General features: G+C 71.3%; 23 protein-coding genes. 18 read left to right on the plus strand and 5 right to left on the minus strand.

Annotation, left to right across the window (positions count from 1 at the left end; all coding sequences use genetic code 11):
* The first annotated feature begins 83 nt into the window (after positions 1-83).
* From secY to map, 3 genes are all read left to right on the plus strand, one after another.
* Complete coding sequence (gene secY / locus BJK06_RS09495) at positions 84-1,406, plus strand: preprotein translocase subunit SecY (RefSeq protein WP_070417688.1); 1,323 nt, start codon at positions 84-86, stop codon at positions 1,404-1,406.
* Positions 1,403-1,993, plus strand: a complete 591-nt coding sequence (locus tag BJK06_RS09500; RefSeq protein ID WP_070417689.1) for an adenylate kinase — start codon at positions 1,403-1,405, stop codon at positions 1,991-1,993. Before secY ends, BJK06_RS09500 begins: the two co-directional genes overlap by 4 nt.
* Before the next feature lie 61 nt (positions 1,994-2,054).
* A complete protein-coding gene (map, locus tag BJK06_RS09505; protein WP_070419353.1) occupies positions 2,055-2,834 on the plus strand; it encodes a type I methionyl aminopeptidase in 780 nt (259 codons plus the stop codon).
* Positions 2,835-3,076: 242 nt separating this feature from the next.
* Here the strand turns inward: map and BJK06_RS09510 are convergent, their stop codons facing one another.
* Positions 3,077-4,393: an LCP family protein gene (locus tag BJK06_RS09510; RefSeq protein WP_070417690.1), complete on the minus strand. Its 1,317-nt coding sequence runs from the start codon at positions 4,391-4,393 to the stop codon at positions 3,077-3,079.
* 289 nt (positions 4,394-4,682) lie between these two features.
* Between BJK06_RS09510 and infA the strand changes: the two genes are divergently transcribed.
* From infA to BJK06_RS09545, 8 genes are all read left to right on the plus strand, one after another.
* Positions 4,683-4,904, plus strand: coding sequence for a translation initiation factor IF-1 (gene infA / locus BJK06_RS09515; RefSeq protein WP_017885509.1), 222 nt, complete (start codon positions 4,683-4,685; stop codon positions 4,902-4,904).
* Between the two features lie 70 nt (positions 4,905-4,974).
* Positions 4,975-5,091: a 50S ribosomal protein L36 gene (rpmJ, locus tag BJK06_RS18245; RefSeq protein WP_022903266.1), complete on the plus strand. Its 117-nt coding sequence runs from the start codon at positions 4,975-4,977 to the stop codon at positions 5,089-5,091.
* A gap of 162 nt (positions 5,092-5,253) precedes the next feature.
* Positions 5,254-5,628 carry a 30S ribosomal protein S13 gene (gene rpsM / locus BJK06_RS09520; RefSeq protein WP_058728274.1) on the plus strand — a complete coding sequence of 125 codons (375 nt, stop codon included), beginning with the start codon at positions 5,254-5,256 and terminating at the stop codon, positions 5,626-5,628.
* A gap of 9 nt (positions 5,629-5,637) precedes the next feature.
* Entirely contained in the window at positions 5,638-6,036 is a 399-nt protein-coding gene (rpsK, locus tag BJK06_RS09525; protein ID WP_017885507.1) for a 30S ribosomal protein S11, read from the plus strand.
* Between the two features lie 208 nt (positions 6,037-6,244).
* Positions 6,245-7,240 carry a DNA-directed RNA polymerase subunit alpha gene (locus BJK06_RS09530; protein ID WP_022906362.1) on the plus strand — a complete coding sequence of 332 codons (996 nt, stop codon included), beginning with the start codon at positions 6,245-6,247 and terminating at the stop codon, positions 7,238-7,240.
* A gap of 66 nt (positions 7,241-7,306) precedes the next feature.
* Complete coding sequence (gene rplQ, locus BJK06_RS09535) at positions 7,307-7,873, plus strand: 50S ribosomal protein L17 (RefSeq protein WP_070417691.1); 567 nt, start codon at positions 7,307-7,309, stop codon at positions 7,871-7,873.
* 207 nt (positions 7,874-8,080) lie between these two features.
* On the plus strand, positions 8,081-9,199 hold the full coding sequence (locus BJK06_RS09540; protein WP_070417692.1) for an aromatic acid exporter family protein: 1,119 nt from the start codon (positions 8,081-8,083) through the stop codon (positions 9,197-9,199).
* 28 nt (positions 9,200-9,227) lie between these two features.
* The gene (locus tag BJK06_RS09545) at positions 9,228-12,437 is read left to right on the plus strand and encodes a BTAD domain-containing putative transcriptional regulator (protein WP_070417693.1); all 3,210 of its coding nucleotides are present in this window, start codon (positions 9,228-9,230) and stop codon (positions 12,435-12,437) included.
* Here BJK06_RS09545 and BJK06_RS09550 read toward each other — a convergent pair.
* Together BJK06_RS09550 and BJK06_RS09555 are read right to left on the minus strand one after the other, a co-directional pair.
* Entirely contained in the window at positions 12,419-13,249 is an 831-nt protein-coding gene (locus tag BJK06_RS09550) for an ABC transporter permease (protein WP_070417694.1), read from the minus strand. The two genes, BJK06_RS09545 and BJK06_RS09550, sit on opposite strands and share 19 nt — an antisense overlap.
* Positions 13,246-14,229 (minus strand): ATP-binding cassette domain-containing protein, encoded by a 984-nt coding sequence (locus tag BJK06_RS09555; protein ID WP_070417695.1) that lies wholly within the window; start codon positions 14,227-14,229, stop codon positions 13,246-13,248. Before BJK06_RS09555 ends, BJK06_RS09550 begins: the two co-directional genes overlap by 4 nt.
* A gap of 161 nt (positions 14,230-14,390) precedes the next feature.
* On the opposite strand from BJK06_RS09555, the gene BJK06_RS09560 reads away from it, so the two are divergent.
* From BJK06_RS09560 to glmM, 6 genes are all read left to right on the plus strand, one after another.
* Positions 14,391-15,308 carry a tRNA pseudouridine(38-40) synthase TruA gene (locus BJK06_RS09560; protein WP_258027610.1) on the plus strand — a complete coding sequence of 306 codons (918 nt, stop codon included), beginning with the start codon at positions 14,391-14,393 and terminating at the stop codon, positions 15,306-15,308.
* Complete coding sequence (locus BJK06_RS09565) at positions 15,305-16,051, plus strand: MBL fold metallo-hydrolase (RefSeq protein ID WP_070417696.1); 747 nt, start codon at positions 15,305-15,307, stop codon at positions 16,049-16,051. Before BJK06_RS09560 ends, BJK06_RS09565 begins: the two co-directional genes overlap by 4 nt.
* Before the next feature lie 106 nt (positions 16,052-16,157).
* A complete protein-coding gene (locus tag BJK06_RS09570; RefSeq protein WP_070417697.1) occupies positions 16,158-18,854 on the plus strand; it encodes an ExeM/NucH family extracellular endonuclease in 2,697 nt (898 codons plus the stop codon).
* A gap of 236 nt (positions 18,855-19,090) precedes the next feature.
* Complete coding sequence (gene rplM / locus BJK06_RS09575; RefSeq protein WP_022906970.1) at positions 19,091-19,537, plus strand: 50S ribosomal protein L13; 447 nt, start codon at positions 19,091-19,093, stop codon at positions 19,535-19,537.
* A gap of 38 nt (positions 19,538-19,575) precedes the next feature.
* Positions 19,576-20,061, plus strand: a complete 486-nt coding sequence (rpsI, locus tag BJK06_RS09580) for a 30S ribosomal protein S9 (protein WP_022906971.1) — start codon at positions 19,576-19,578, stop codon at positions 20,059-20,061.
* 22 nt (positions 20,062-20,083) lie between these two features.
* Positions 20,084-21,457: a phosphoglucosamine mutase gene (glmM, locus tag BJK06_RS09585; RefSeq protein WP_070417698.1), complete on the plus strand. Its 1,374-nt coding sequence runs from the start codon at positions 20,084-20,086 to the stop codon at positions 21,455-21,457.
* Positions 21,458-21,714: 257 nt separating this feature from the next.
* Here glmM and coaA read toward each other — a convergent pair whose 3' ends face one another.
* Positions 21,715-22,659 carry a type I pantothenate kinase gene (gene coaA / locus BJK06_RS09590; protein WP_070417699.1) on the minus strand — a complete coding sequence of 315 codons (945 nt, stop codon included), beginning with the start codon at positions 22,657-22,659 and terminating at the stop codon, positions 21,715-21,717.
* Positions 22,660-22,761: 102 nt separating this feature from the next.
* A complete protein-coding gene (locus tag BJK06_RS09595) occupies positions 22,762-23,247 on the minus strand; it encodes a glutathione peroxidase (RefSeq protein WP_070417700.1) in 486 nt (161 codons plus the stop codon).
* A gap of 70 nt (positions 23,248-23,317) precedes the next feature.
* Here BJK06_RS09595 and glmS point away from each other — a divergent pair, with 70 nt between their 5' ends.
* Positions 23,318-25,165, plus strand: a complete 1,848-nt coding sequence (gene glmS / locus BJK06_RS09600; RefSeq protein ID WP_070417701.1) for a glutamine--fructose-6-phosphate transaminase (isomerizing) — start codon at positions 23,318-23,320, stop codon at positions 25,163-25,165.
* The last annotated feature ends 7 nt before the right edge of the window (positions 25,166-25,172 follow it).

Below are 25,172 nucleotides of genomic sequence, written 5' to 3' on the forward strand. Positions count from 1 at the left end.
CGTCCGCCGGCCAGGTCGGTCCTGCCGACCACACCGGTGACGGCCCCTCGACGGGCCGCCGGTCCCAGAAGTTCGGAGTCCTCGTGTTCAGAGCGGTCGCGCGCATCATGCGCACCCCAGATCTTCGCAAGAAGATCGGCTTCACCCTCGCGATCATCGCGCTGTTCCGCCTGGGGTCGTACATCCCCGCGCCGTTCGTCGACTACGCATCCGTGCAGACCTGTCTCGCCAGCGCATCGTCGCAGCAGGGTCTGTACGACCTGATCAACCTCTTCTCCGGCGGCGCGCTGCTGAAGCTCTCGGTCTTCGCGCTCGGCATCATGCCGTACATCACGTCGTCGATCATCGTGCAGCTGCTCCGCGTGGTCATCCCGCACTTCGACGCCCTCTACAAGGAGGGGCAGTCCGGTCAGGCGAAGCTGACGCAGTACACGCGCTACCTCACCATCGCGCTCGGCGTGCTGCAGTCCACCACGCTGATCACGGTCGCCCGCTCCGGTGCCCTGTTCGGCACCAACGCCTCGGCCTCCTGCTCGTCGATCATCTCGAACGACAGCTGGTACGCGATCATGCTCATGGTCGTCACCCTGACCGCCGGTACCGGCCTCATCATGTGGATGGGCGAGCTCGTCACCGAGCGCGGCATCGGCAACGGCATGTCGCTCCTCATCTTCACGTCCATCGCGGCGCAGTTCCCCTCGGCGCTCTGGGCGATCGAGCAGTCGAACGGCTTCGAGCTGTTCCTGTTCGTCATCCTCGTCGGCCTGGTGATCATGATGGCCGTCGTGTTCGTCGAGCAGTCGCAGCGGCGCATCCCCGTGCAGTACGCCAAGCGCATGGTCGGTCGCCGCACGTACGGCGGCAACAACACGTACATCCCGATCAAGGTGAACATGGCCGGCGTCGTGCCCGTCATCTTCGCCTCGTCGTTGCTGTACCTGCCGGCCCTGGTCGCGCAGTTCAACCAGCCCTCCGACGGCAGCGAGGCGGCGGCGTGGGTGACCTGGATCCAGAACAACCTGACCTCGGGTGACAACTGGTTCTACATGGTCCTGTACTTCCTGCTCATCGTCGGCTTCACGTACTTCTACGTCGCGATCACCTTCAACCCCGAAGAGGTCGCCGACAACATGAAGAAGTACGGCGGCTTCATCCCGGGCATCCGGGCCGGTCGTCCGACGGCCGAGTACCTCGACTACGTTCTCACCCGGGTGACGTTGCCCGGCTCCCTGTACCTCGGTCTCATCGCCCTGATCCCGCTGGCGGCGCTGGCGTTCTTCGGTGCGAACCAGAACTTCCCGTTCGGCGGCGCGAGCATCCTCATCATCGTGGGTGTCGGCCTCGAGACCGTGAAGCAGATCGACTCGCAGCTGCAGCAGCGTCACTACGAAGGGCTTCTCCGTTGAGCGCACGTCTCATCATCGTCGGACCTCCCGGAGCCGGGAAGGGCACCCAGGCCGGTCGCATCGCCGACGCGTTCGGGATCCCCGCCGTCTCGACGGGTGACATCTTCCGCAAGAACGTCGCAGAGGGCACCCCGCTCGGCGTTCAGGCGAAGGCGATCATGGACGCGGGCGACTACGTCCCCGACTCGCTCACGAACGAGCTCGTGAAGTCGCGCCTGCACGAGGCCGACGCCGAGAACGGCTTCCTGCTCGACGGCTACCCCCGCACGGTCGGGCAGGTCGAGTACCTCGACGCGCTCCTCGCCGAGCAGGGCACCGGCATCGACGCGGTCGTGCAGCTCGTCGCCGACCAGGACGAGCTCGTCGGCCGCCTCCTGAAGCGCGCCGAGGAACAGGGCCGCAGCGACGACAACGAGGAGACCATCCGTCGTCGGCAGCAGGTCTACACCGAGCAGACCGCTCCGATCGTGGCGGCGTACGGCGAGCGTGGGCTCGTCGTCGACGTCGACGGCCTCGGCGGCATCGACGAGGTCGGCGACCGGATCCAGGCCGCGCTGTCCTCGCGTGGGCTGACCGCGGGCGTCTGACGCCAGCGTGGTGCGGTTCCGCAAGCCCTCGATCTACAAGACGCCGGACGAGCTCCACGCCATGGTGCGTCCGGGTCTGCTGACCCACGACGCACTGGCGGCGGTCCGCGACGCGATCCGTCCGGGCATCACCACGGGCGAGCTCGACGCCATCGCCGAGCGGGTCATCCGTGACGGCGGCGGCATCCCGAACTTCCAGCTCGTCCCGGGCTACCGGCACACGCTCTGCGTGTCGGTGAACGACGAGATCGTGCACGGGATCCCGGGGGAGCGTGTGCTCCAGCCCGGTGACGTCGTGTCGGTCGACGCCGGTGCCGAGGTCGACGGCTGGAACGGTGACAGTGCCTTCACGGTCGTCGTCCCGGGTGGTGACGCCGGTGTCAGTGCGGCCCGGCAGACGCTCTCGGACACCACCGAGCGCGCGCTCTGGCACGGCATCGCGGCGCTCGCGCACGCGAAGCACCTGCACGAGGTCGGCGCCGTCATCGAGGACGCCATCGACGAGACCGGCGCGTGGGGCATCGTCGAGGACTACACCGGCCACGGCATCGGCCGCTCGATGCACGAGGACCCGCCCGTCTTCAACTACCGCGTCCGCGGCGCCGGTCCGGCGGTCAAGCCCGGACTCGTGGTCGCGATCGAGCCGATGGTCACGGCCGGCACGATCGACAGCTCGACGGACGACGACGACTGGACCGTCCGCACGCTCGACGGTTCCGACGCGGCGCACTGGGAGCACAGCATCGCGGTGCACGCCGACGGCATCTGGGTGCTGACGGCGGCCGACGGCGGTGCTGCGGGCCTCGCCCCGCTGGGTGTGACGCCGGTCCCGATCCCGTAGGTCGCGCCTTCCCGTCGGTCGCGTCTCCCGCAGGCGGCACTGCCTGACCCGGCGCGTGAGCGCCGTCGCGTCCGGTCCCGTCGGACGGCCAGGAGGCGCGGTGCGGCCCCGCCACGCGCCTCCGGTCCGTCCCTGCGCACGTCCACGACGTCTGCACCGTGTGGACCACGTGCACTCGTCGTCAGCGTGCGCACCCGCGCGCGGCGCGCGACGCGCACCGCGCGACGGGCGCCGCGCCGGGCTCAGTCGTTGCCGACCGAGCAGGTCTCCTCGGACGCGCTCTGTCCGGTGATCGACGAGGGCAGCGGCGTCGCCGAACCGGTCGCGGCGCTCGTGGCGGTGCCGGATGCCGATCCGGACGCCGTGCCGGTGCCGGCCGCGGTACCCGAGGACGTCCCGGCCGAGGACCCACCGGCCGACGAGGTGCCGGTCGAGGTCCCCGTGGACGGAGCAGCGGTCGCCGTCCCGCTCGACCCGGAGGACTCCTCCGACGCGCGCCCCGTGCTCGAGTCGCTCAGCGAGGTCTTCTGGTCGTTCTGCAGCGCGACGTTGAGGGTGTGGGCAGCGTCCTGGTCGACGATCACGCGCGCGCTGTCCTCGGGGTCGTCCGCGACCGGGTACTGCACGAAGAGCATGTTCGCCGTGCTCATCCCGCGCAGGGCCCCGGCCAGTCCGACGAGCGTGCGTGCCTGGGCGAGGCCGTCGGACAGCGTCATGTTCGACAGCGCGGCGCCGGCGAGCTTGTAGAGGGTGATCGGGTTCGAGAGCGTCCCGTCCGAGGTGACCTTGCGCAGCAGGGCCGACAGGAACACCTGCTGCGAGCTGATGCGCGCGAGGTCGCTCCCGTCGCCGACGCCGTGCCGGGTGCGGAGGAACGCGAGCGCGTCCGTGCCCTCGAGCTTGTGCGAGCCGGCCGTCAGGTGCAGGTTCGTGTAGGAGTCGTTGATCGGGTCCGCGACGCACACGTCCACGCCGCCGAGGGCGTTCGACATCTCGATGACGCCGTCGAACGTGATGAGCCCGGCGTACGGGATGCTCAGGCCGGTGAGGTTCTCGACGGTGTCGACGACGCACGAGACCCCGCCGTTCCCGAGTGCCGTGTTGAACTGCGCGGACGTGGCCGCCGGGTACGTGGTCCCGCTCTCGGGGTTCGTGCACGCCGGGATCGGCACCATGAGGTCGCGCGGGAAGCTCACCGCGGTCAGTTGGGTGTGGTCCTGCGAGATGTGGATGAGCATCGTGACGTCGTTGCGGGCGCCCTCGACGTCCTCGTCCGAGTCGAACTGTCCGATGCGGGTGTCGCTGCCGATGAGCAGGATGTTCGCACCGCCCTTGATGGCCGTGATGTCGGCCGTCTGCGCGGTGCTCTGGTCGTCCGTGCTGAGCTTGACCGTCCTCGGCGCCGTGGCGAGCTGCGCACCCGCGATGGCGGCGACGCTCGTCCCGCTCACGAGGACGACGGCGAGGGTGGACGCCACGATCGACGCGAGCGTGCCCCATCCGCGGCGGCGCGGGAGGCGGCCGTGGCGGGCGAACGGGCGTCGGGTGGCGTCGGGCACGTGGTCTCCGTTCGGTGGTCCGTGCGGCGCGGTCTGCACGGGCGGGGGGCGACGGCCACGCTAGGGGCCGGTGACCAACGGGACCCCGGAGCGCGCCGTCAAACCACTGTGGAACGCTCAGACACCGCTGTGAAGCCCCAGACGTGGGGACTTCGCCGTCTCCACTTGGCAATCCTGGGTTTACCACATAGGATCGATCTTTGGTGTGTCATGCCTACTGGGCGTGGCGCCCGACCCGCAGACCGGCTCGGGGATCACACCGGTAATCCAACCAAGCGACAGTGAGGCTATGGCCAAGAAAGACGGCGTCATCGAGATCGAGGGCTCGGTGCTCGAAGCTCTGCCCAACGCGATGTTCCGCGTTGAGCTGACCAACGGACACAAGGTCCTTGCGCACATCTCCGGGAAGATGCGCCAGCACTACATCCGCATCCTCCCCGAGGACCGCGTGATCGTGGAGCTGAGCCCGTACGACCTGACCCGCGGCCGGATCGTCTACCGCTACAAGTGATCCGCGAGCTGGAAAGGAACGGCCCGGCAACCCTGCCGAGCACGAAGCCAGCGAGCACGAGGAAAGAACAATGAAGGTCAACCCCAGCGTCAAGCCCATCTGCGAGCACTGCCGTGTCATTCGCCGCAAGGGCCGCGTCATGGTGATCTGCAAGAGCAACCCGCGTCACAAGCAGCGCCAGGGCTAGTCCCGGCTGCCTGACGCGATCGCCCTCGGGCGGCTGCGAGCAGGATCCACAACTCAACATCGAACGCAGTACCAAGATCCGCGCGAGCGGGGACACCTCGGGTCGGAGGCCCGAGCACCGGTACTGCTCCACACCTCCATCGACAACAGGAGCAGCCATCACATGGCACGTCTAGCAGGCGTCGACATCCCGCGCGAGAAGCGCGTGGAGATCGCACTCACGTACATCTACGGCGTCGGCCGTACCCGCGCGGTCCAGGCACTCGCCGAGACCGGTATCTCCGGTGACATCCGCGTCAAGGACCTGACCGACGACCAGCTCGTCGCCCTCCGTGACTTCATCGAGGGCAACTTCAAGGTGGAGGGTGACCTCCGCCGTGAGGTCGCAGCCGACATCCGCCGCAAGGTCGAGATCGGTAGCTACGAGGGTCTTCGCCACCGTCGTGGTCTCCCGGTGCGCGGTCAGCGCACCAAGACCAACGCGCGTACCCGCAAGGGACCGAAGCGCACCGTGGCAGGCAAGAAGAAGGCTCGATAGGAGACCCCGATGGCTACCCCCAAGACTGCCGCGCGCAAGCCGCGCCGCAAGGAGAAGAAGAACGTCGCCGTGGGCCAGGCCCACATCAAGAGCACGTTCAACAACACGATCGTCAGCATCACCGACCCGTCGGGTGCCGTCCTCAGCTGGGCGTCCTCGGGTGCCGTGGGCTTCAAGGGTTCGCGCAAGTCGACGCCGTTCGCGGCGCAGCTCGCCGCCGAGTCCGCTGCGCGTCAGGCGCAGGAGCACGGCGTCAAGAAGGTCGACGTCTTCGTGAAGGGTCCGGGTTCGGGCCGCGAGACCGCGATCCGCTCGCTCCAGGCCGCTGGCCTCGAGGTGGGTTCGATCAACGACGTCACGCCGCAGGCGCACAACGGGTGCCGCCCGCCCAAGCGCCGTCGCGTCTGACGCGAGGAGCAACCGGCCGCGCCCTGCTCGTCCCCTGACGGGAGCGAGCAGGGCCCGCGGCCATTCCTGGTCGTTCGATCGCGCAGGCCGTGCCGTCCTGGCAAGCGCGTGCGCGTGATCACAACTCAACAGACCCGTCGGGGCCCGGTCGGCCCCGTCGTACCGCCGAGTGTCATATAGCGGACACTCCGCCGAAAGGAATCCCACAGTGCTCATTGCACAGCGCCCCACCCTGACCGAGGAGACGATCTCCGAGTTCCGCTCGCGCTTCGTCATCGAGCCGCTCGAGCCGGGCTTCGGTTACACCCTCGGCAACTCGCTGCGCCGCACGCTCCTCTCCTCGATCCCCGGCGCGGCTGTCACCAGCATCCGCATCGACGGCGTCCTCCACGAGTTCAGCACCGTGCCCGGTGTCAAGGAAGACGTCACCGAGATCATCCTCAACATCAAGAGCCTGGTCGTCTCCAGCGAGCACGACGAGCCGATCACGGCGTACCTGCGCAAGCAGGGTGCCGGTCAGGTCACCGCAGCGGACATCTCCGCTCCGGCCGGCGTCGAGATCCACAACCCGGACCTCGTCATCGCGACCCTGAACGACACCGCGCGCTTCGAGCTCGAGCTGACGATCGAGCGTGGCCGTGGCTACGTCTCGGCGACGCAGAACCGTTCGGAGTTCAGCGAGGCCGGTCAGATCCCGATCGACTCGATCTACTCGCCGGTCCTCAAGGTCACCTACCGCGTCGAGGCGACGCGTGCCGGTGAGCGCACGGACTTCGACCGCCTGGTCGTCGACGTCGAGTCGAAGCCGGCCATCACGCCGCGCGACGCCATCGCGTCGGCAGGTCGGACGCTCGTCGAGCTGTTCGGGCTCGCCCGCGAGCTCAACACCGCGGCCGAGGGCATCGAGATCGGCCCCGCGCCGGTCGACGCCGTGCTCTCGAACGAGCTGCAGACCCCGATCGAGGACCTGGACCTGTCGGTCCGCAGCTACAACTGCCTCAAGCGGGAGGGCATCAACACGGTGTCCGAGCTCGTCGCCCTGTCGGAGACGCAGCTCATGAACATCCGCAACTTCGGTCAGAAGTCGGTGGACGAGGTCAAGGACAAGCTCACCGAGCTCGGCCTGTCCCTCAAGGACACCGTCCCCGGATTCGACGGCGCCCACTTCTACAGCGGGTACGACGAGGACGAGTCCAACAACTGACCTCGCGCTGACGCGCACGCGCGCCGCTGACGCAGCGCGCAACACTTTCACCACTGGAGAACTGACATGCCGAAGCCCACCAAGGGCCCCCGCCTCGGTGGCGGCCCCGCCCACGAGCGCCTGCTCCTGAGCAACCTCGCCAACGCCCTCTTCACGCACGGTCGCATCACGACCACCGAGACGAAGGCCAAGCGCCTCCGTCCCGTCGCCGAGCGTCTCATCACGTTCGCGAAGCGTGGCGACCTGCACGCGCGTCGTCGCGTGATCAGCATCCTGCGCGACAAGTCCGTCGTGCACACGCTGTTCACCGAGATCGCCCCGCAGGTCGAGGACCGTCAGGGCGGCTACACCCGCATCACGAAGCTCGGTTTCCGCAAGGGCGACAACGCTCCCCTCGCGTCGATCGAGCTCGTCCTCGAGCCGGTGTCGAGCACGCCGGCCCCGGTCAAGCGCGACGCGGCCCCGGCCGCTGCTGCTCCGGTCGAGGAGCCTGCCGCCGAGGACACCACCGACGAGGCCCCGGTCGAGGAGACCGAGACCACCGAGGAGTCCGCTCCCGTCGCCGAGGAGACCGAGACCGAGGCAGCTGCCGAGGTCGAGGCCGACGCCGCCGAGAAGTCGGACGACAAGTAGTCACAGCCCACCACGACGAAGCCCCCGCAACACGCGTTGCGGGGGCTTCGTCGCGTCCTGGGGGTGACCGGACGGCGGCCTGGAGGCGCGGTGCGGGCCCCCCCCGTCCCTCCTGGCCCACAGGCGGCCGAGCCGCAGAACGCGGACCGGCTCCGTCTCACAGGCGCGGCACCGTATCGTGACCGGCCGACACGACGAGAGGGACCGATGCAGTTCGAGCACATCGCGGGTGTGGGGACCCGGGTCTGGCGGTGGAGCCGGACCTCCGGGACGCAACCGCGCCTGCTCCACGCCGCGAAGGCCGCCGTCGCGGCGGTCCTCGCGTGGTTCATCGCGCGACACATGCCCGGGGTCGCGGCGGAGTACCCGTACTACGCACCGCTCGGTGCCGTCGTGGCGATGCAGACGACGGTGTTCGCGGGCATCCGGAGCGGGGTCCAGACGCTCGTCGGCATCGCGCTCGGCATCGTCATCGCCGGGTTCACGATGTGGGTCGGTGACCCGGGCTTCCTGGCGATCGCGCTGGCGGTGGGCATCGGGGTGCTCGTGGGCGGGTTCCGCGTCCTCGGCGAGGGCAGCTCCTGGGTGTCCACCGCCGCGCTCTTCGTCCTGCTCGTCGGTGGCGCCCACGCCGAGGGGTACTCGCTCGGGTACCTCGTGCAGATGGCCGTCGGGGTCGTGGTGGGCCTCCTGGTGAACTTCCTCGTCTTCCCGCCCCTGCGATTCTGGGACGCCGAGCACCGGATCGACGCGGTCAACCAGGTGCTCGCGGACCACCTGGACGGGCTCGCCGAGGTCCTCGCAGGGGGCGAGCGCGACGAGAGGGCCTGGGACCGTCAGCAGGACCGACTGGACCGTGCCATCGCCGACGTCCGCTCCCGGGTGTCGATCGCGCACGAGAGCCGCCGGCTGAACCCGCGCGGAGCACTCCGTGGGTCCCAGGCACGGCTCGAGCAGGACGGTGCCCGCTTCCGTGCCCTCGAGCGGGTCGCCTGGTACACGACGGACCTCACCGAGCTCGTCGCCCGGTCGGGTCCGGTGTCGGAGGGGCTCGGGCGACCGGACCCCGAGTTCGCCGAGCCGCTCGCGACGGCCCTCCGTGAGCTCGCGTGCATGGTCCGCGGCGAGCGCCCCGAAGAGGCGGGCGACGACGCGATCGCCGAGGTCGAGCGGGCGCTGGACGCATCGCGCGAGAACCCGTCGCACGTCGCGGTCACGTCCGCCGCACTCGTGGCGATGCGCGGCATCGTGGAGTCCGAGCGCCGGGCGACGAACGACCTGGACACCCGCACGGGGCCGTCCGCCTTCCGGAACGCCCGCGGCTGACGTCCGACGCTCGACCTAGACTCGGGACGTGTCCGAACCGCCACGCGTCGCCGTCCTCGGGGCCGTCACCGTCGCGGACCCGACGGGAGCGCCGACGGCGGTGCCCGGTGCCCTTTCGCGGTCGTTCCTCGTCGCGCTGGTGCTCGCGCGCGGACACGCCGTGACGACCGAGGCGCTCATCGACGAGCTCTGGGGCGACGACCAGCCGCGGGGTGCCCGGGCAGCGCTGCAGACCCTCGTCTCCCGGCTCCGGCGCAGCACGGCCGACGGCGTCGTCGTGTCGACCAGCACCGGGTACGCACTCGGGGTCGACCCCGGCTCGGTCGACCTGACGTCCGCCGAGCGCGCGGCTGCCAGCGAGGACGTCGCGGTGGTCCGGGCAGTACTCGACGGCTGGCGGGGCGACCCCGGCGCGGACGTCGACGGGGACCTCGGCGCCGCGCTCGCCGACAGCGCGGCCACTGCCCGCCGTGCGCTCCGACGCCGGCTGGGCGAACTCCTCCTCGACCGCGGGGACGCGGCCGAGGCGGCAGCGCTGTGGCTCGCCGAGTCCGAGGCGAACCCGTTCGACGAGGTCGCCGTCGCCGGGTGCATGCGCGCGCTGGTCGCCGCCGGCCGGAACGCCGAGGCGCTCGCCGCGTTCGCGACGCACCGCGACCGCCTCGCGGACGAGCTCGGCGCGGACCCCTCGGCCGACCTGGTGCGGCTGAACGCCGACCTGCTCCGCCGGTCCGCCGCCGACTCCGGTCGCGCTCGTCGGGTCGGGCTGCGGGCCGCGCCGAACACGCTCGTCGGGCGGCAGGAGGACCTCGCCGCCGTCACGGACCTCCTGTCCCGCAACCGGCTGGTCACGATCCTCGGTGCGGGTGGGCTCGGCAAGACCCGCCTCGCGCAGGCGGTCGCCGCCGGTGTGCCGCCGACCACCGGCGTGGTGGTGTTCGAGCTCGCGCCGATCGCCACCGCCGAGGACGTCGTCCCCGCGCTCGGTGCCCTGCTCGGGGTGGCCGAGTTCCGGTCCGCCCGGGCGCTGCGGGAGGTCGTCGTCGCCGACCTGCGTGCGCGGGTGGGGCGGGCGCTCGGGGAGGCCCCGACGGTCCTCGTCCTGGACAACTGCGAGCACCTCGTCGGCGACGTCGCCGGGTTCGCCGCCGACCTGCTCGCGAGCATCCCCGACCTCCGGATCCTCACGACCTCGCGCGCACCGCTCGCGATCGCGGGCGAGGTCGTGGCGCCCCTCGCGCCCCTCCCGGTCGAGGCCGACGGCGCCGCGGTCCGGCTGTTCACCGAGCGCGCCCGGGCCGCCCGACCCGGGGCCGTGCTGCCCGTGGACACCGTCCGCCGCATCTGCACGCGGCTCGACGGGTCGCCGCTCGCGATCGAGCTGGCCGCGGCGCGGATCCGGGGGATGAGCATCGACGAGATCGAGCGCCGGCTCGACGACCGGTTCGCGCTGCTCCGCGGCGGCGACCGCAGCGCGCCGGAGCGGCACCGCACGCTCCTGGCGGTCATCGAGTGGAGCTGGCGCCTGCTCGACGCGGGCGCGCAGGACCTCCTGACCCGCCTGGCACTGTTCCCCGACGGCCTGGCGGTCGACGCCGTCGAGGCCGTGGCCGCGCCGGACCGCCGGGACGATGCGCTCGACGACCTCGCCGAGCTCGTCGAGCAGTCCCTCGTGCAGCTCGTCGAGGTCGAGGGGGAGCCGGTCCGCTACCGCCTGCTCGAGACCGTCCGCGAGTTCGGGGCCGCACGGCTCGACGAACGTGGTGCCACCGAGGCCGTGCGCACGGCGATGATCCGCTGGGGGCGGGACTTCGCCGCCGCCAGGAACCTCTTCACGCTCACCGGCCCGGAGCAGCTCGACCGCTTCCACGAGGTCCAGCGCGAGGCCGACAACCTCGTGACCCTGCTCCGCTGGAGCCTCCGCGCCGACGACGCCTCGGCGACCGCGCACGTCTTCGCCGCCCTCGGGGCCTACTGGACGCTCCGGGGTGCCCACGGCGAGGTCACCGCGATCGCGTCCGACGTGGTCGCGGTGCTGCGCTCGGGTCCGCCCGCGGCCGAGGACGTCGCCGCGGTGCACGTCGGACTCGTCGTCGCCGGGGCGTCCTCGGCGTTCGACGACCGTCGGACCGCCGCCTGGGCGATCTCCACGCTCCGGCACCTCCGCCGCGTCGGGACGACGGGGTTCCCGGTGCTCGACGCACAGGTGGCCCTGCTCCTGACGCTCGGGCGTCCGGCGGCGGGCACCGCGCTCCTCGCGCGCCTCCGCGACGACCCCGACGAGGGCGTGGCCGGCACCGCCAACATGCTCAGCGCGCCCCTCGCCGAGAACGACGGCGAGTTCGCGGCGGCCCTCCGGTACGCCACCCGGGCGCAGACGCTCGCGGAGCGCACCGCCGACGCGTGGACGATCGGCACCGTGGCCGTCACCATGACGCAACTCCTCGCCCAGACCGGCCGGTACGCGGACGCCCTCGCGAACGCCGACCGAGCCCGTGAGCAGCTCGAGCGCTTCGGCGCCGAGGACGACCTGTACGAGATCGGCTGGACCGTCGGGCTCTGCTCGGCCGCGACCGGCGCCGTGGACACCGCCCGGTCGATCGCCGCCGAGCTGGAGCACCGACCGGTCGCGGGGCGCGGCGGCTTCGACGGCGACCGCTCCCAGATCGGCGTGCTCGCGGTCGCGATCGGCGCGGAGTGCCTCCGGTTCGAGGGCGACCTCGACGCTGCCGCCGCGCAGTACACGGCCGCGTGGGACTGGGTGCTGCCGCACCGGAAGGCGACACCGCACTGGACCGTGATGGCGGGCGCGGCGCGGATCGCAGCGGTCGACGAGGCGGCGCTCGGCGCGCCCGACGGAGCCGCACCGCGCCTCCAGGCCGACGAGCGCGCGGTCGCTCGCCGCATCCGGAAGGCCGCACTCGTGATGATCCGCGTCCACCCGTGGTGGCTCGACCTGCCCGTCATCGGCACGACGCTGGCGGGACTCGCGGTCGCGGCGGCGCGCAGCGACCGTCCGGCCGAGGCGGCCCGGTGCTGGGGCGCCGCGATGCGGTTCGGCACCCGGCAGGACTTCGCGGTGCTCGCCCACGGACGGCTCCGGCCGCTCCTCGTCGACGCGCTCGGCGCGGCCCGCGTCGCGGACGCCGAGACGGCCTCGGCCGGATGGGACCGGACCGAGGCCGTCGCGCGGGCGAGGACGCTGCTGGAGGACCTCCGCTACGCCTTCCGCATGTAGGCGCGGACCGTCAGCGGCGCGAACACGGCGACCACCACGGCGGCACCGAGCAGGCTGATCCAGAGGTCACCGGTGACGGCGCCGTGGTTGATCAGCTCGCGGACCGCGGTGATGAGGTGCGAGATCGGGTTGACCTCGGTGAACCAGCGCAGCCAGCCGGGCAGGGTGTCCGTGGGGACGAACGCGTTCGACAGGAACGTCAGCGGGAAGAGCACCAGGTTGGCGATGCCGGAGACGCTCGACGCGGTGCGGGCGACCACGCCGAAGTAGGCGAAGATCCAGCTGATCGACCAGGCGACGACGATCACGAGCACGCCGGCCAGCACGACCGCCGCGGCACCGCCCTCGGGACGCAGGCCCATGATGATCCCGACCGTGAACGTGATGGCGGTGGCGATCGCGTACCGGACCGTGTCGGCGAGCAGCGCACCGGCGAGCGGCGCGATGCGGGCGATCGGCAGGGACTTGAAGCGGTCGAACACGCCCTTGTCCATGTCCTCGCGGAGCTGGACACCGGTGACGATCGAGGACGTGATGTTCGTCTGCACGAGGATGCCGGGGATGATGACGGGCAGGTAGCTGGACACGTCGCCGGCGATCGCGCCGCCGAAGATGTACGTGAACATCACGGTGAAGACGATCGGCATGAGCGTCACGTCGAACAGCTGCTCGGGCGTGCGACGGACCTTCACCAGGCCGCGGTACGCCATCGTGAAGGACTGTCGGACGGTCGCGCCGAGTCCGGAGCCGCCGATGCCGGGGCGCGGGGCGACCCGCGGCGCCGAGGTGGGGGTGGGGGCGATGGTGGTCATGCGATGCTCCATTCGGCGGCGGCGGACGCGTCAGCGACCACCGCTTCGCCGGTAATTTGCAGGAACACCTCGTCGAGCGTGGGCTTCTGCACGCTCATCTCGGCGAGGGAGATGCCGGCGTCGCGGAACGACACGAGCAGGTCGGTCACGCGGTCCGGGTCGGACATCGGCGCGGTGAGGCGCGAGCCCTCGGGGCTGGCCACCGCGTCGACGCCGAGGCTGTTCCGCACGATGGTGCGCGCGGCGTCGAGCCGGAGCGGGTCGGCCAGCCGGAGCTGGAGCGAGCTCGACCCGATGGACGCCTTCAGCTCGTCGCCCGTGCCCTCGGCGACGACGCGGCCGTGGTCGATCACGGCGATGCGGTCGGCCAGCTGGTCGGCCTCGTCGAGGTACTGCGTCGTCAGCAGGACGGTGGAGCCGGTCGCGACGAGCTCCCGGATCGTGTCCCACATCTGGGCGCGGGTGCGGGGGTCGAGACCCGTCGTGGGCTCGTCGAGGAACAGCAGCGGGGGCTGTGCGATGAGGCTCGCGGCGAGGTCGAGACGACGACGCATGCCCCCGGAGAAGTTCTTCAACGGACGCGATGCCGCCTCGGTCAGCCCGAAGCGCTCGAGCAGCTCGGCGGCCTTCCGCTTCGACTCGGCGCGGCCCAGGCCGAGCAGGCGCGAGAAGATGACGAGGTTCTCGGTCGCGCTGAGCGTCTCGTCGACGCTCGCGTACTGGCCGGTCACGCCGATGAGGGAGCGGACGGCCTGCGCCTCACGGCGGACGTCCCGCCCGAAGATGCGGGCCTCGCCGGCGTCCGCCTTGAGCAGCGTCGCGAGCATGGAGATGGTGGTGGTCTTGCCGGCGCCGTTGGGGCCGAGCACGCCGTAGACCGTGCCGGCCTCCACGCGGAGGTCGACACCGTCCACTGCGCGGTTCGTCCCGAAGGTCTTCACGAGGCCGGCGGCCTCGACCGCGAGCGGTGTGGTGGTCATTCGCGCAGGTCCTTTCGTGGTGACTCGACGTGGTTCGTCGATGTCGAGCACGATGGTGCCGCGGCCCGCTCACGCGGCACTGACGTGGCACTGACACCGGGGCGGGGCGCGTGTCAGCACGGGGGCCAGGAGGCGCGGTCCGGCCCCGGTACGGTGGCCTGGTGGACGAGACGGCGGGCCCGCAGGGCGGCGGTGACGGTGGCGGCGTGCGGCTGCGGCTGGACATCGCGTACGACGGTGCGGCGTTCTCCGGGTGGGCCCGGCAGCCGGGTCTCCGGACCGTGCAGGGCGCGCTCGAGGCCGCGCTCGCCACCGTCTTCACCCGGTGGGGCGAGCCGCCGCTGCTCACCGTGGCCGGGCGCACCGACGCGGGCGTCCACGCCACGGGGCAGGTCGCCCACCTCGACCTCACACCGGCGCAGTGGGACGCGCTGGCCGCCAAGCGGGGGTCGGGGCGCTCGCCGCTGGACGGGCTCGTCAAGCGCGTGAACGGCATCGCGGCGCCGGAGGGGGACGTCGTCGTCACCCGGGCCTCGGTCGCGCCGGAGGGGTTCGACGCCCGGTTCTCGCCGCTGTGGCGCCGCTACTCGTACCGGATCGCGGACGCCGACGCCTGGCGCGATCCACGTCGACGGGGGCACACGGTCTGGCACCCGACGCGGTTGGACCCGGCGGCGATGGAGCGCGGTGCGCTGCGGCTGCTGGGGCTGCACGACTTCGCGACGTTCTGCAAGCCGCGCGAGGGGGCGACGACCATCCGGACGTTGCAGGAGTTCCGCTGGGACCGCGAGCCGGACGGCGTGCTGGTGGCGCGCCTCCAGGCCGACGCCTTCTGCCACTCGATGGTGCGCGCGATGGTGGGGGCGACGATCGCCGTCGGCGAGGGCCGGTTCGGTGCCGACCGGCTCGAGGAGCTGCGGATCGCCGAGGCCCGGACGAGCGAGTTCAAGGTCGCGCCGGCGAAGGGCCTCACCCTGACCGAGGTCGGGTACCCGGCGGACGACGACCTCGCGGCGCGGGCGGCGCAGACCCGTGCGCGACGCGAAGCGCCCGACGACGGCGGTACCGTCGGGGGATGACCTCCCGCGAACCCCGCTCCGTCGTGTCCGTCGCACCCGGGGTGGTGTTCGTCGAGGGGCCCGTCTCGAACTGGGTGGTCCTCGCCGAGGAGGACGGTGTCGCACTGATCGACGCCGGCTACCCGGCCGACACCGACCTCGTGCTCGACACCGTGCGGTACGCCGGCCACGAGCTCGACGACCTGCGCCGGGTGTACGTCACGCACGGGCACGTCGACCACGTCGGCGGCATCCCCGGCATCCTCGAGCGGTACCCGCACGTCGAGGTGCTCGCCCACGCCGACGAGCTCGACAACGTGCGCGGGCCCGCGCGGCAGCAGGTGACGCCGGCCGAGATCGGCGGACGACTGGCCGCGCCCCGGGTCCTCCGGTGGCTCGCCCGCGCAGTGCGCTCCGACGCGCTGCGACCCACCGCGGTGCCGACCGCCCGCGCGCTCACGGGTGCGGACTTCGTCGGCCGGGCGATCGCGCCGCTGCCGGCCACCGGGCACACCGACGGGTCCACGGCCTACCTGCTGCCCGCCGCGAACGCGATCGTCACCGGGGACGCCGTCGTCAGCCGGCACGACACGCAGCCGTCGTCGTGGGAGCCGCGGCCGCGCATGATCACGTCGTTCTTCACGGCCGACCAGGAACGAGCGCTCGAGTCCGCGCGGGCGCTGCCGATCCCGGACGTCCTGCTCCCCGGACACGGGCCGGCCGTGCACCGCGTCGGGTCCACCTGGCGGCCGATCGGGTCCTGATCCCCGGGCATCGCCCACCGCCGCCGCCTGCACCCCGATCAGGGGTGGAACGGATCGTTCACCCGCCGGAAACCTGAGGGGCCCCGCAGGTCGGTACCGTGCGACCATGCACAGATCCGTCGGGCGCACTCTGCTGTGCGCCACCGCTGCAGCCGCGCTCGTCGCCGCTCCGCTCGTCTCCGTCTCCACGGCCACCGCGAACCCCCAGGGCACCGGGCTCGTCATCGCCGAGGCCTACCTCAAGGGCGGCAGCGCGAACCAGCCCTTCACGAACAAGTTCGTCGAACTCGGCAACCCCACCGACAGCCCCGTCAGCGTCGACGGCTGGTCGGTGCAGTACCGCGCGGCGACCGGTACCGGAGCGCCCTCGGTCGGCAAGCTCGCCGGCTCCGTGCCCGCACACGGCACCTACCTCGTGCAGATGGGCTCGAACGGCACGAACGGCGAGGCGCTGCCCGAGCCGGACGCCGTCACCGGGCTGAACCCCTCCGGGTCGACCGGCACCCTCGTCCTCGCCGACCAGGCGACGGCGCTGACACTCCCCGCCGGCGCCGTGACGACGGGCACACCCGGCGTCGTCGACCTGCTCGGCTACGGCACGTCGAACACCTTCGAGACCGCGGTCGCACCGACCGGCACGGCGAACGCCGTCCCGGACGCGCTCACCCGTCAGGGCACGACCGACACCGACTCGAACGCCGCCGACTTCCGGGTGACGACGACCGTCACGCCGGAGAACGCCGCGGGCGAGACCACGCAGCCGACGGACCCGACCGACCCCACCGACCCCGGTGACGGCGGCACGACCCCGGCCGAACGGGTCACGATCGCGCAGCTGCAGGGCACCGGCGATGCCTCGCCGTTCGCCGGGAAGACCGTCACGACCGACGGCGTCGTCACCGCGGTGTACGCCACCGGCGGCTTCAACGGCTACACGGTCCAGACCGCCGGCACCGGCGGCGCGCTCGACCTCGGGATGCACACCGCCTCCGACGCCGTCTTCGTCTACTCGTCGGCGACCGTCGGCAGCGTGGCGATCGGGGACGCGGTTCGCCTCACCGGCACGGTGTCCGAGTTCAACGGCCTGACCGAGCTGACCGTGCCCACCGCGGCCGGCCTGACGAAGCTCCCCGCCGCGGGGGTCGTCCAGCCGGTCCCGGCCACGCTGACGTTCCCGCGCACCGACGCACAGCGCGAGTCGCTCGAGAGCATGCTCGTGGCGCCGCAGGGCGACTACACCGTCGCGGACAACTACACGACGAACCAGTACGGCGAGGTCGTGCTGGCATCGGGGAAGCAGCGCCTGCTCCAGCCGACCGAGGTCGCTCGTCCGGGCAGTGCCGAGGCCGCCGCCGTGACCGCGGACAACGCGGCGCGCAAGGTCGTCCTCGACGACGGTGCGAGCACGAACTTCCTCAGCGCGGCGAACCAGTCGATCCCGGTGTCGTGGCTCACGCAGGGTCCGGTCACGGTCGGTGCCGCTGCGACCTTCCGCGAGCCGGTCGTCCTCGACTACCGGAACGACTCGTGGAAGTTCCAGCCGACGTCGCCGATCACCGGCGCCACCCCGGCTGCCGACCTGCCGGCGTCGTTCTCGGACGTCCGCACCGCGGCGCCCGAGAACGTCGGCGGTGACATCCGCCTCGCCGGGTTCAACGTCCTGAACTACTTCCCGACGACCGGCGACCAGCTCACCGGTTGCACGTACTACACCGACCGCGACGGCGACCCCGTGACCGTCCGGGGCGGCTGCGACGCCCGCGGTGCCGCGAACGCCGACGACCTCGCCCGCCAGCAGGTGAAGATCGTCAAGGCGATCAACGGCCTCGGCGCCGACGTCGTCTCCCTCGAGGAGATCGAGAACTCGGCGCGCTTCGGCCAGGACCGTGACGCGGCCGTGGCGACCCTCGTGGCCGCGCTCAACGCTGCGACCGGCAAGGACACCTGGGCGTACGCGAAGTCCCCGTCGAAGCTCCCGTCGAGCGAGGACGTCATCCGCCTCGCGCTCATCTACAAGAAGGACCGCGTGCAGCCGGTCGGCTCGTCGACGATCCTCACCGACTCGACGGCGTTCACGAACGCCCGCCAGCCGCTCGCGCAGGCCTTCGCCCCGGTCGTCGCGAAGCCCGGCAAGGGCAAGGGCGCGCAGAAGCCGTCGGCGAAGGACACCTTCCTGGTCATCGCCAACCACTTCAAGTCGAAGGGCTCCGGCGAGGGCGTCGACGCCGACCAGGGCGACGGGCAGGGTGCGTCGAACCACTCGCGCGTCGAGCAGGCGAAGGCGCTCGTGACGTTCTCGACCGCGATGCAGCGCCAGGCGCGGACCGACAAGGTGTTCATGCTCGGCGACTTCAACGCCTACAGCGAGGAGGACCCGGTCGTCGCCCTCGAGGACGCCGGCTACACGGACCTCGGCCCGACCGAGGACGCGTCCGAGTGGTCGTACGTCTTCAGTGGACTGAGCGGCTCGCTCGACCACGTGTTCGCGTCCCCTGCTGCGCTGGAGACCGTCACCGGCGTGGACATCTGGAACATCAACTCGGTTGAGTCTGTGGGCCTCGAGTACAGCCGGTACGACTACAACGTCACGGACCTGTACCAGGACGACGTGTACCGGGCGAGTGACCACGACCCGGTCGTGGTGGGTATCGACCTGCCGGGCGTCGGCACCCCGGGAGGCGGGAACCCCGGCCCCGGCGGCGACCCCGGACACGGCGGCAACCCGGGCCACGGCGGTCCGATCGCGGACGCGCTGGCGGCGCTCGCCGCCCTGCTCGCGTGGTTGCGGAGCCTCTTCGGCTGACGTTCCACCCACGGACGGGAGGCGCGGTGCCAGCCGGCACCGCGCCTCCCGTCCGTCCTGTCTCCGTTTGACCGCCATCACGTGCGTCGGGTAGACTCTCACCTTGGTCTGCGCGCTCTGTGCGCCGGACAGTCAGATGAGCCCTCCACCGGGCCGTTCACACGGGTTCTCCCACGTGAACACCCACCGGAGCGGGATTCACGGACTCCTCACCTCGACACGAAAGCAGCACCACTGTGACTCGTACGTTCTCCCCGAAGCCGGCAGACGTCCAGCACGACTGGATCGTCATCGACGCGACCGACGTCGTCCTCGGCCGCCTCGCCACCCACGCCGCGGCGCTCCTGCGCGGCAAGCACAAGGCCACCTTCGCCCAGCACATGGACATGGGTGACTACGTCATCATCGTGAACGCCGACAAGGTCGCCCTGACCGGTTCGAAGCTCGCGAAGAAGGTCTACTACCGCCACTCGGGCTACCCGGGCGGCCTCACGGCGACCTCCTACCCGGAGATGCTCGAGAAGCACCCGACCCGCGCCGTCGAGAAGGCGATCCGCGGCATGCTCCCGAAGAACACCCTCGGTCGCGAGCAGCTCAAGAAGCTGAAGGTCTACGCCGGCGCGGAGCACCCGCACTCGGCGCAGCAGCCCAAGGCGTACACCTTCGACCAGGTCGCACAGTAGTTCCGGCCACGACGACTTCCAAGGACTAGGTAAAACTCATGGCTCAGATCGCTGACTCCCTCGACCAGACCCCGGAGAGCTTCACCACGGAGAGCGCACCCGCCGCTTCCGAGGCCGCTCCCCGTCAGATCCTCAACGTCTCGGGCGGTGCCGTCGGGCGCCGCAAGGAGGCCATCGCACGCGTCCGTCTCGTCCCGGGCTCCGGCTCGTTCGTCGTGAACGGCCGCTCGCTCGAGGACTACTTCCCGAACAAGCTGCACCAGCAGCTCATCAACGACCCGTTCAAGGTGCTCGAGCTGCTCGGCGCCTACGACGTCGTCGCTCGCATCACCGGTGGTGGCCCCTCGGGTCAGGCTGGTGCGCTCCGTCTCGCAATCGCCCGTTCGCTGAACGAGATCGACCGCGAGAACAACCGCGCCACCCTCAAGAAGGCCGGCTTCCTCACCCGCGACGCCCGCGTCATCGAGCGCAAGAAGGCCGGTCTCAAGAAGGCCCGCAAGGCTTCGCAGTTCTCGAAGCGCTAGTCGTCACCGGCTGAAGATCGCAATGCCGCGTCTGTTCGGTACCGACGGGGTTCGTGGTCTCGCCAACGGCGAGCTGACGGCCGCGCTCGCACTGGGTCTTGCCCAGGCGAGCGCGGCCGTCCTCACACACGGACACCACGCGGACGCCCGCCGGGCGTCCGGTCGACCGCGCCCTCGTGCGGTCCTCGCGCGCGACCCGCGCGTCTCCGGCGAGTTCCTCGGTGCCGCGGTCGCGGCCGGGCTCGCCTCCGCCGGCGTCGACGTACTCGACGCCGGGGTCATCCCCACCCCCGCTGCGGCGTTCCTCGTCGCGGACATCGACGCCGACTTCGGCGTGATGATCTCCGCGTCGCACAACCCCGCTCCCGACAACGGGATCAAGTTCTTCGCCACGGGCGGCCGGAAGCTCCCGGACGAGGTCGAGGACCGCATCGAAGCGGCCATGCACGACCACTCCGCACCGACCCCCACCGGTGGCGACGTCGGCCGGATCACCCGGTTCGCCGACGCCGAGGACCGCTACGTCGTCCACCTGCTCGGCACGCTGCCGCACCGGCTCGACGGCATCCACGTCGTGCTCGACTGCGCGAACGGCGCCGCCGCGGGTGTCTCGCCCGAGGTGTTCGTCAACGCCGGGGCCCGCGTGACCCTGATCGGTGCCGACCCGGACGGCATGAACATCAACGACGGTGTCGGTTCCACCCACATCGACAACCTCGCCCGCGCGGTGCTCTCGCACGGTGCGGACGTCGGCATCGCCCACGACGGTGACGCGGACCGCTGTCTCGCGGTCGACGCCGCCGGCAACGCGATCGACGGCGACCAGATCATGGCGATCCTCGCGCTGTCGCTGCAGGAGCGCGGGCGCCTGGCGTCCGACACCCTCGTCGCGACGGTGATGTCGAACCTCGGGCTGAAGCGGGCCATGGCGGACGCGGGCATCACGATGCTCGAGACCGGTGTCGGCGACCGCTACGTCCTCGAGAAGATGACCGAGGGCGGGTACTCGCTCGGCGGCGAGCAGTCCGGCCACATCATCTTCAACGAGTTCGCGACCACCGGCGACGGCATCCTCACCGGGTTGCACCTCGTCGCCGAGATGGCCCGGACGGGCAAGACGCTCGAGCAGCTCGCGTCGTGCATGACGGTGTTCCCGCAGGTGCTCGTGAACGTGCGCGGGGTGGACCGGCACGGCCTGGCCGACCAGGGCGTGCAGGACGCCGTCGCCGCTGCGACCGCCGCACTCGGCGACGCGGGGCGCGTGCTGCTCCGGCCGTCCGGCACCGAGCCCGTCGTGCGGGTCATGGTCGAGGCGGCCTCCCAGGCCGATGCCGAGCGGATCGCCGAGGAGCTCGCGGCCGTGGTGCGCGAGCGCCTGGCGCTCGACGCGGCGTAGGCGCGCGGCGCGCGCTGGCGCGCGCTCGCCCAACCAAAGCCCGTCGGAACCTCGCAGATGCGTGGTTCCGACGGACTTCGCTTGTGCGGCGGCAGCTCGAGCCGCCCCGCGGCGGCGGCGCGCGGCGCCGGCCGCACCGGCCGAGCCGCGTCGAACCACGGATGCGACATCGCACCAGCCCCCGCGCCCGGTTCCACGTCGGATTCGTGGTTCGGCGCAGCGCCCCGCGGCGCCCGCGCCGCCCCCACCCGCGCGCGTCAGATCTTGCGGAGCAACACCGACGACACCTTGTGGTCCGCCGCCTTCTTCAACACGAGGGTCGCCCGGGAGCGCGTCGGCAACACGTTCTCGATCAGGTTCGGCTCGTTGATCGCCCGCCACACCTCGGTCGCCGTCTGCACGGCATCCGACCGGGAGAGCGAGGCGAACCGGTGGAAGAACGAGTCGGGGCTCGCGAAGGCCTCTTCCTGCAGCGCGAGGAACCGGTCGACGTACCAGGCCTCGATGTCCTTCGTCTTCGCGTCGACGTAGATCGTGAAGTCGAAGAGGTCGGACAACGCCAGCCGCCCGTGCACCGGCGGCGCGAGCACGTTCAGGCCCTCGACGATGAGGATGTCCGGCTGTCGCACCACGATCTCGGCGTCCGGCACGATGTCGTACACGAGGTGCGAGTAGTACGGCGCACGGACCTCGGTTGCCCCGCTCTTCACCTGGCTCACGAAGCGCAGCAGGGCCCGGCGGTCGTAGGACTCCGGGAAGCCCTTGCGGTCCATGATCCCGCGCCGCTCGAGCTCGGCGTTGGAGTAGAGGAACCCGTCGGTGGTCACGAGCTCCACGCGCGGGGTGTCCGGCCAGCGCTTCGTCAGCTCGCGCAGCAGTCGTGCGACGGTCGACTTGCCGACGGCGACCGACCCGGCGACACCGATCACGAACGGCGTCCGCCCGGCTCGGTCACCCAGGAAGGCCGACGTCGACGCGTGCAGGTTCCGTGCGCCCGCCGCGTAGAGCGTCAGCAGGCGGGACAGCGGCAGGTAGACCTCCTGCACCTCCTGCATGTCGAGGCGGTCACCGAGACCGCGCAGCTGCACGATCTCCGTCTCGGTGAGGGACAGGTGCTCCTTCGGAGCGAGCTGCGCCCACTCGCCACGCGGGATCTCCACGAAGGGGGTCGGGTGCGCGACGGTGGTCTCCGGGATCGGCATGGGAACGAGCGTACAGACGGGAGGCGCGGATCACGTGAGCCGACCGGCTCGCGTGATCCGCGCCTCCAGTCCGACGTCCGCGCCCCGGCCCGGCGTGCCCGATCAGGCGGGCAGCGCCGCCTCGATCGCGGCGATCACCTGCGGTGCATCCGGCTTCGTCGTCGGGCGGAACCGCGTGACCGTGCCGTCCGGGGCGACCAGGAACTTCTCGAAGTTCCACGTGACCCGTCCGGCCTTGCCGTCGGCGTCCGGGGTCTCCTTGAGCGCCTGGTAGAGCGGGTGGGCGCTCTTGCCGTTCACCTTGACCTTCTCGGACATCGGGAAGGTGACGCCCCACGTGGTGGAGCAGTACTCGTCGATCGCCTCGGACGAGCCGAGCTCCTGCAGGAATTGGTTGCTCGGGAAGCCCAGGACCGTGAAGCCGCGGGGCCCGTACTCCTTCTGGAGCGCCTCGAGCTGCTCGTACTGCGGAGCGAGGCCACAGCGCGACGCGACGTTCACGACGAGCACCGCCTTGTCCGCGAACGCCCCGAACGTGGTGTCCTCACCGTGCAGCGTCGTGATCGCGATGTCGTCGAAGCGTCCCATGTCCCAAACGTTATCCCCAGCCCTGCTGGTTCGCAGGGTCGTCGTCCAGCCAGACCGTAGGATCGTCCCCATGTGTGGAATCGTCGGCTACGTCGGCAGCAACAGCAGCCAGGACGTCCTCCTCGGTGGTCTCCGTCGGCTCGAGTACCGCGGCTACGACTCGGCGGGCATCGCCGTCGTGGACGGGTCGCACGAGCTCGCATCGGCGAAGAAGGCGGGCAAGCTCCAGGCCCTCGTGGACGAGCTGGAATCGCACCCCATCGCCGACGGCGGGACGGGCATCGGCCACACCCGCTGGGCGACCCACGGTGGCCCGACCGACGGCAACGCGCACCCGCACCTGGCCGACGGCGGCAAGCTCGCCCTCATCCACAACGGCATCATCGAGAACTTCTCCGAGCTCCGCGCCGGGCTCGAGGCCGAGGGCGTCGCGTTCCTCAGCGAAACCGACTCCGAGGTCGCGGCACACCTCGTCGCCCGGTCGTTCCGCGCGACGGGTGACCTGACCGCCGCCATGCAGCAGGCCGTGCAGCGGCTCGAAGGGGCGTTCACGCTCCTCGTCGTGCACGCCGACCAGCCCGGTGTCGTCGTCGGCGCCCGTCGCAACTCCCCCCTCGTGGTCGGCCTCGGCGACGGCGAGAACTTCATGGGCTCGGACGTGGCCGCGTTCGTCGCCTACACGCAGCGCGCCCTCGCCATCGGGCAGGACGAGATCGCCACGATCCGCCCCGACGGCGTCGACGTCATCCACTTCGACGGCACCCCGGCATCACCGAGCGAGTTCGAGGTGAACTGGGACGCCTCGGCGGCCGACAAGGGCGGCTGGACCTCGTTCATGGCGAAGGAGATCAGCGAGGAGCCCGAGGCCGTCGCCAAGACGATCCTCGGCCGCGTGCACGACGGCGCCGTGACGCTGACGGACCTCGACCCGATCGCCGACCGCCTCGCGCAGGTCGACCGGGTCATCGTAATCGCCTGCGGCACCGCGGCCTACGCCGGCATCCTCGGCAAGTACGCGATCGAGCAGTGGGCCCGCGTCCCGGTCGAGGTCGAGCTCGCGCACGAGTTCCGCTACCGCGACCCGGTGCTGAACGACCGCACGCTGGTCGTCTCGATCAGCCAGTCCGGCGAGACCATGGACACGCTCATGGCCGTGAAGTACGCCCGCGAGCAGGGCGCCCAGGTCCTGTCGATCTGCAACACCCAGGGCGCCACGATCCCCCGCGAGTCCGACGCCGTGATCTACACGCACGCCGGGCCCGAGGTCGCCGTCGCGTCGACCAAGGCGTTCATCGCGCAGGGCGTCGCGCTCTACCTGCTCGGGCTGCACCTCGCCACGCTGCGGGGCACGCTCACGGCCGAGCAGATCGCCGAGCAGGTCGCCGAGCTCGAGGGCCTCGCACCGAAGCTGCAGCAGACCATCGACGACGCGTCCGGCATCAAGGACCTCGCCCGCTGGATGGCCGACACCCGGAGCGTCCTCTTCCTCGGCCGCCACGTCGGCTACCCGATCGCGCTCGAGGGTGCCCTCAAGCTCAAGGAACTCGCGTACATCCACGCCGAGGGCTTCGCCGCCGGTGAGCTCAAGCACGGCCCGATCGCCCTGATCGAGCCGGGGCAGATCGTCTTCGTGATCGTCCCGTCGCCGCGCGACCCACGGTCGCTGCACCCCAAGGTCGTCTCGAACATCCAGGAGATCCGCGCCCGCGGCGCCCGGGTGATCGCGATCGCGGAAGAGGGCGACGCCGCCGTGCTGCCCTTCGCCGACGAGGTGCTGCGCATCCCGCTCGCGACGCCGCTGTTCGAGCCGCTGCTCGCGGTCGCACCGCTGCACATGTTCGGTATGGAGCTCGCCGCGGCCAAGGGCCTCGACGTCGACCAGCCGCGCAACCTCGCGAAGTCGGTCACCGTCGAGTAGTCGCACG

The organism is Curtobacterium sp. BH-2-1-1, from assembly GCF_001806325.1.
Classification (GTDB): domain Bacteria; phylum Actinomycetota; class Actinomycetes; order Actinomycetales; family Microbacteriaceae; genus Curtobacterium.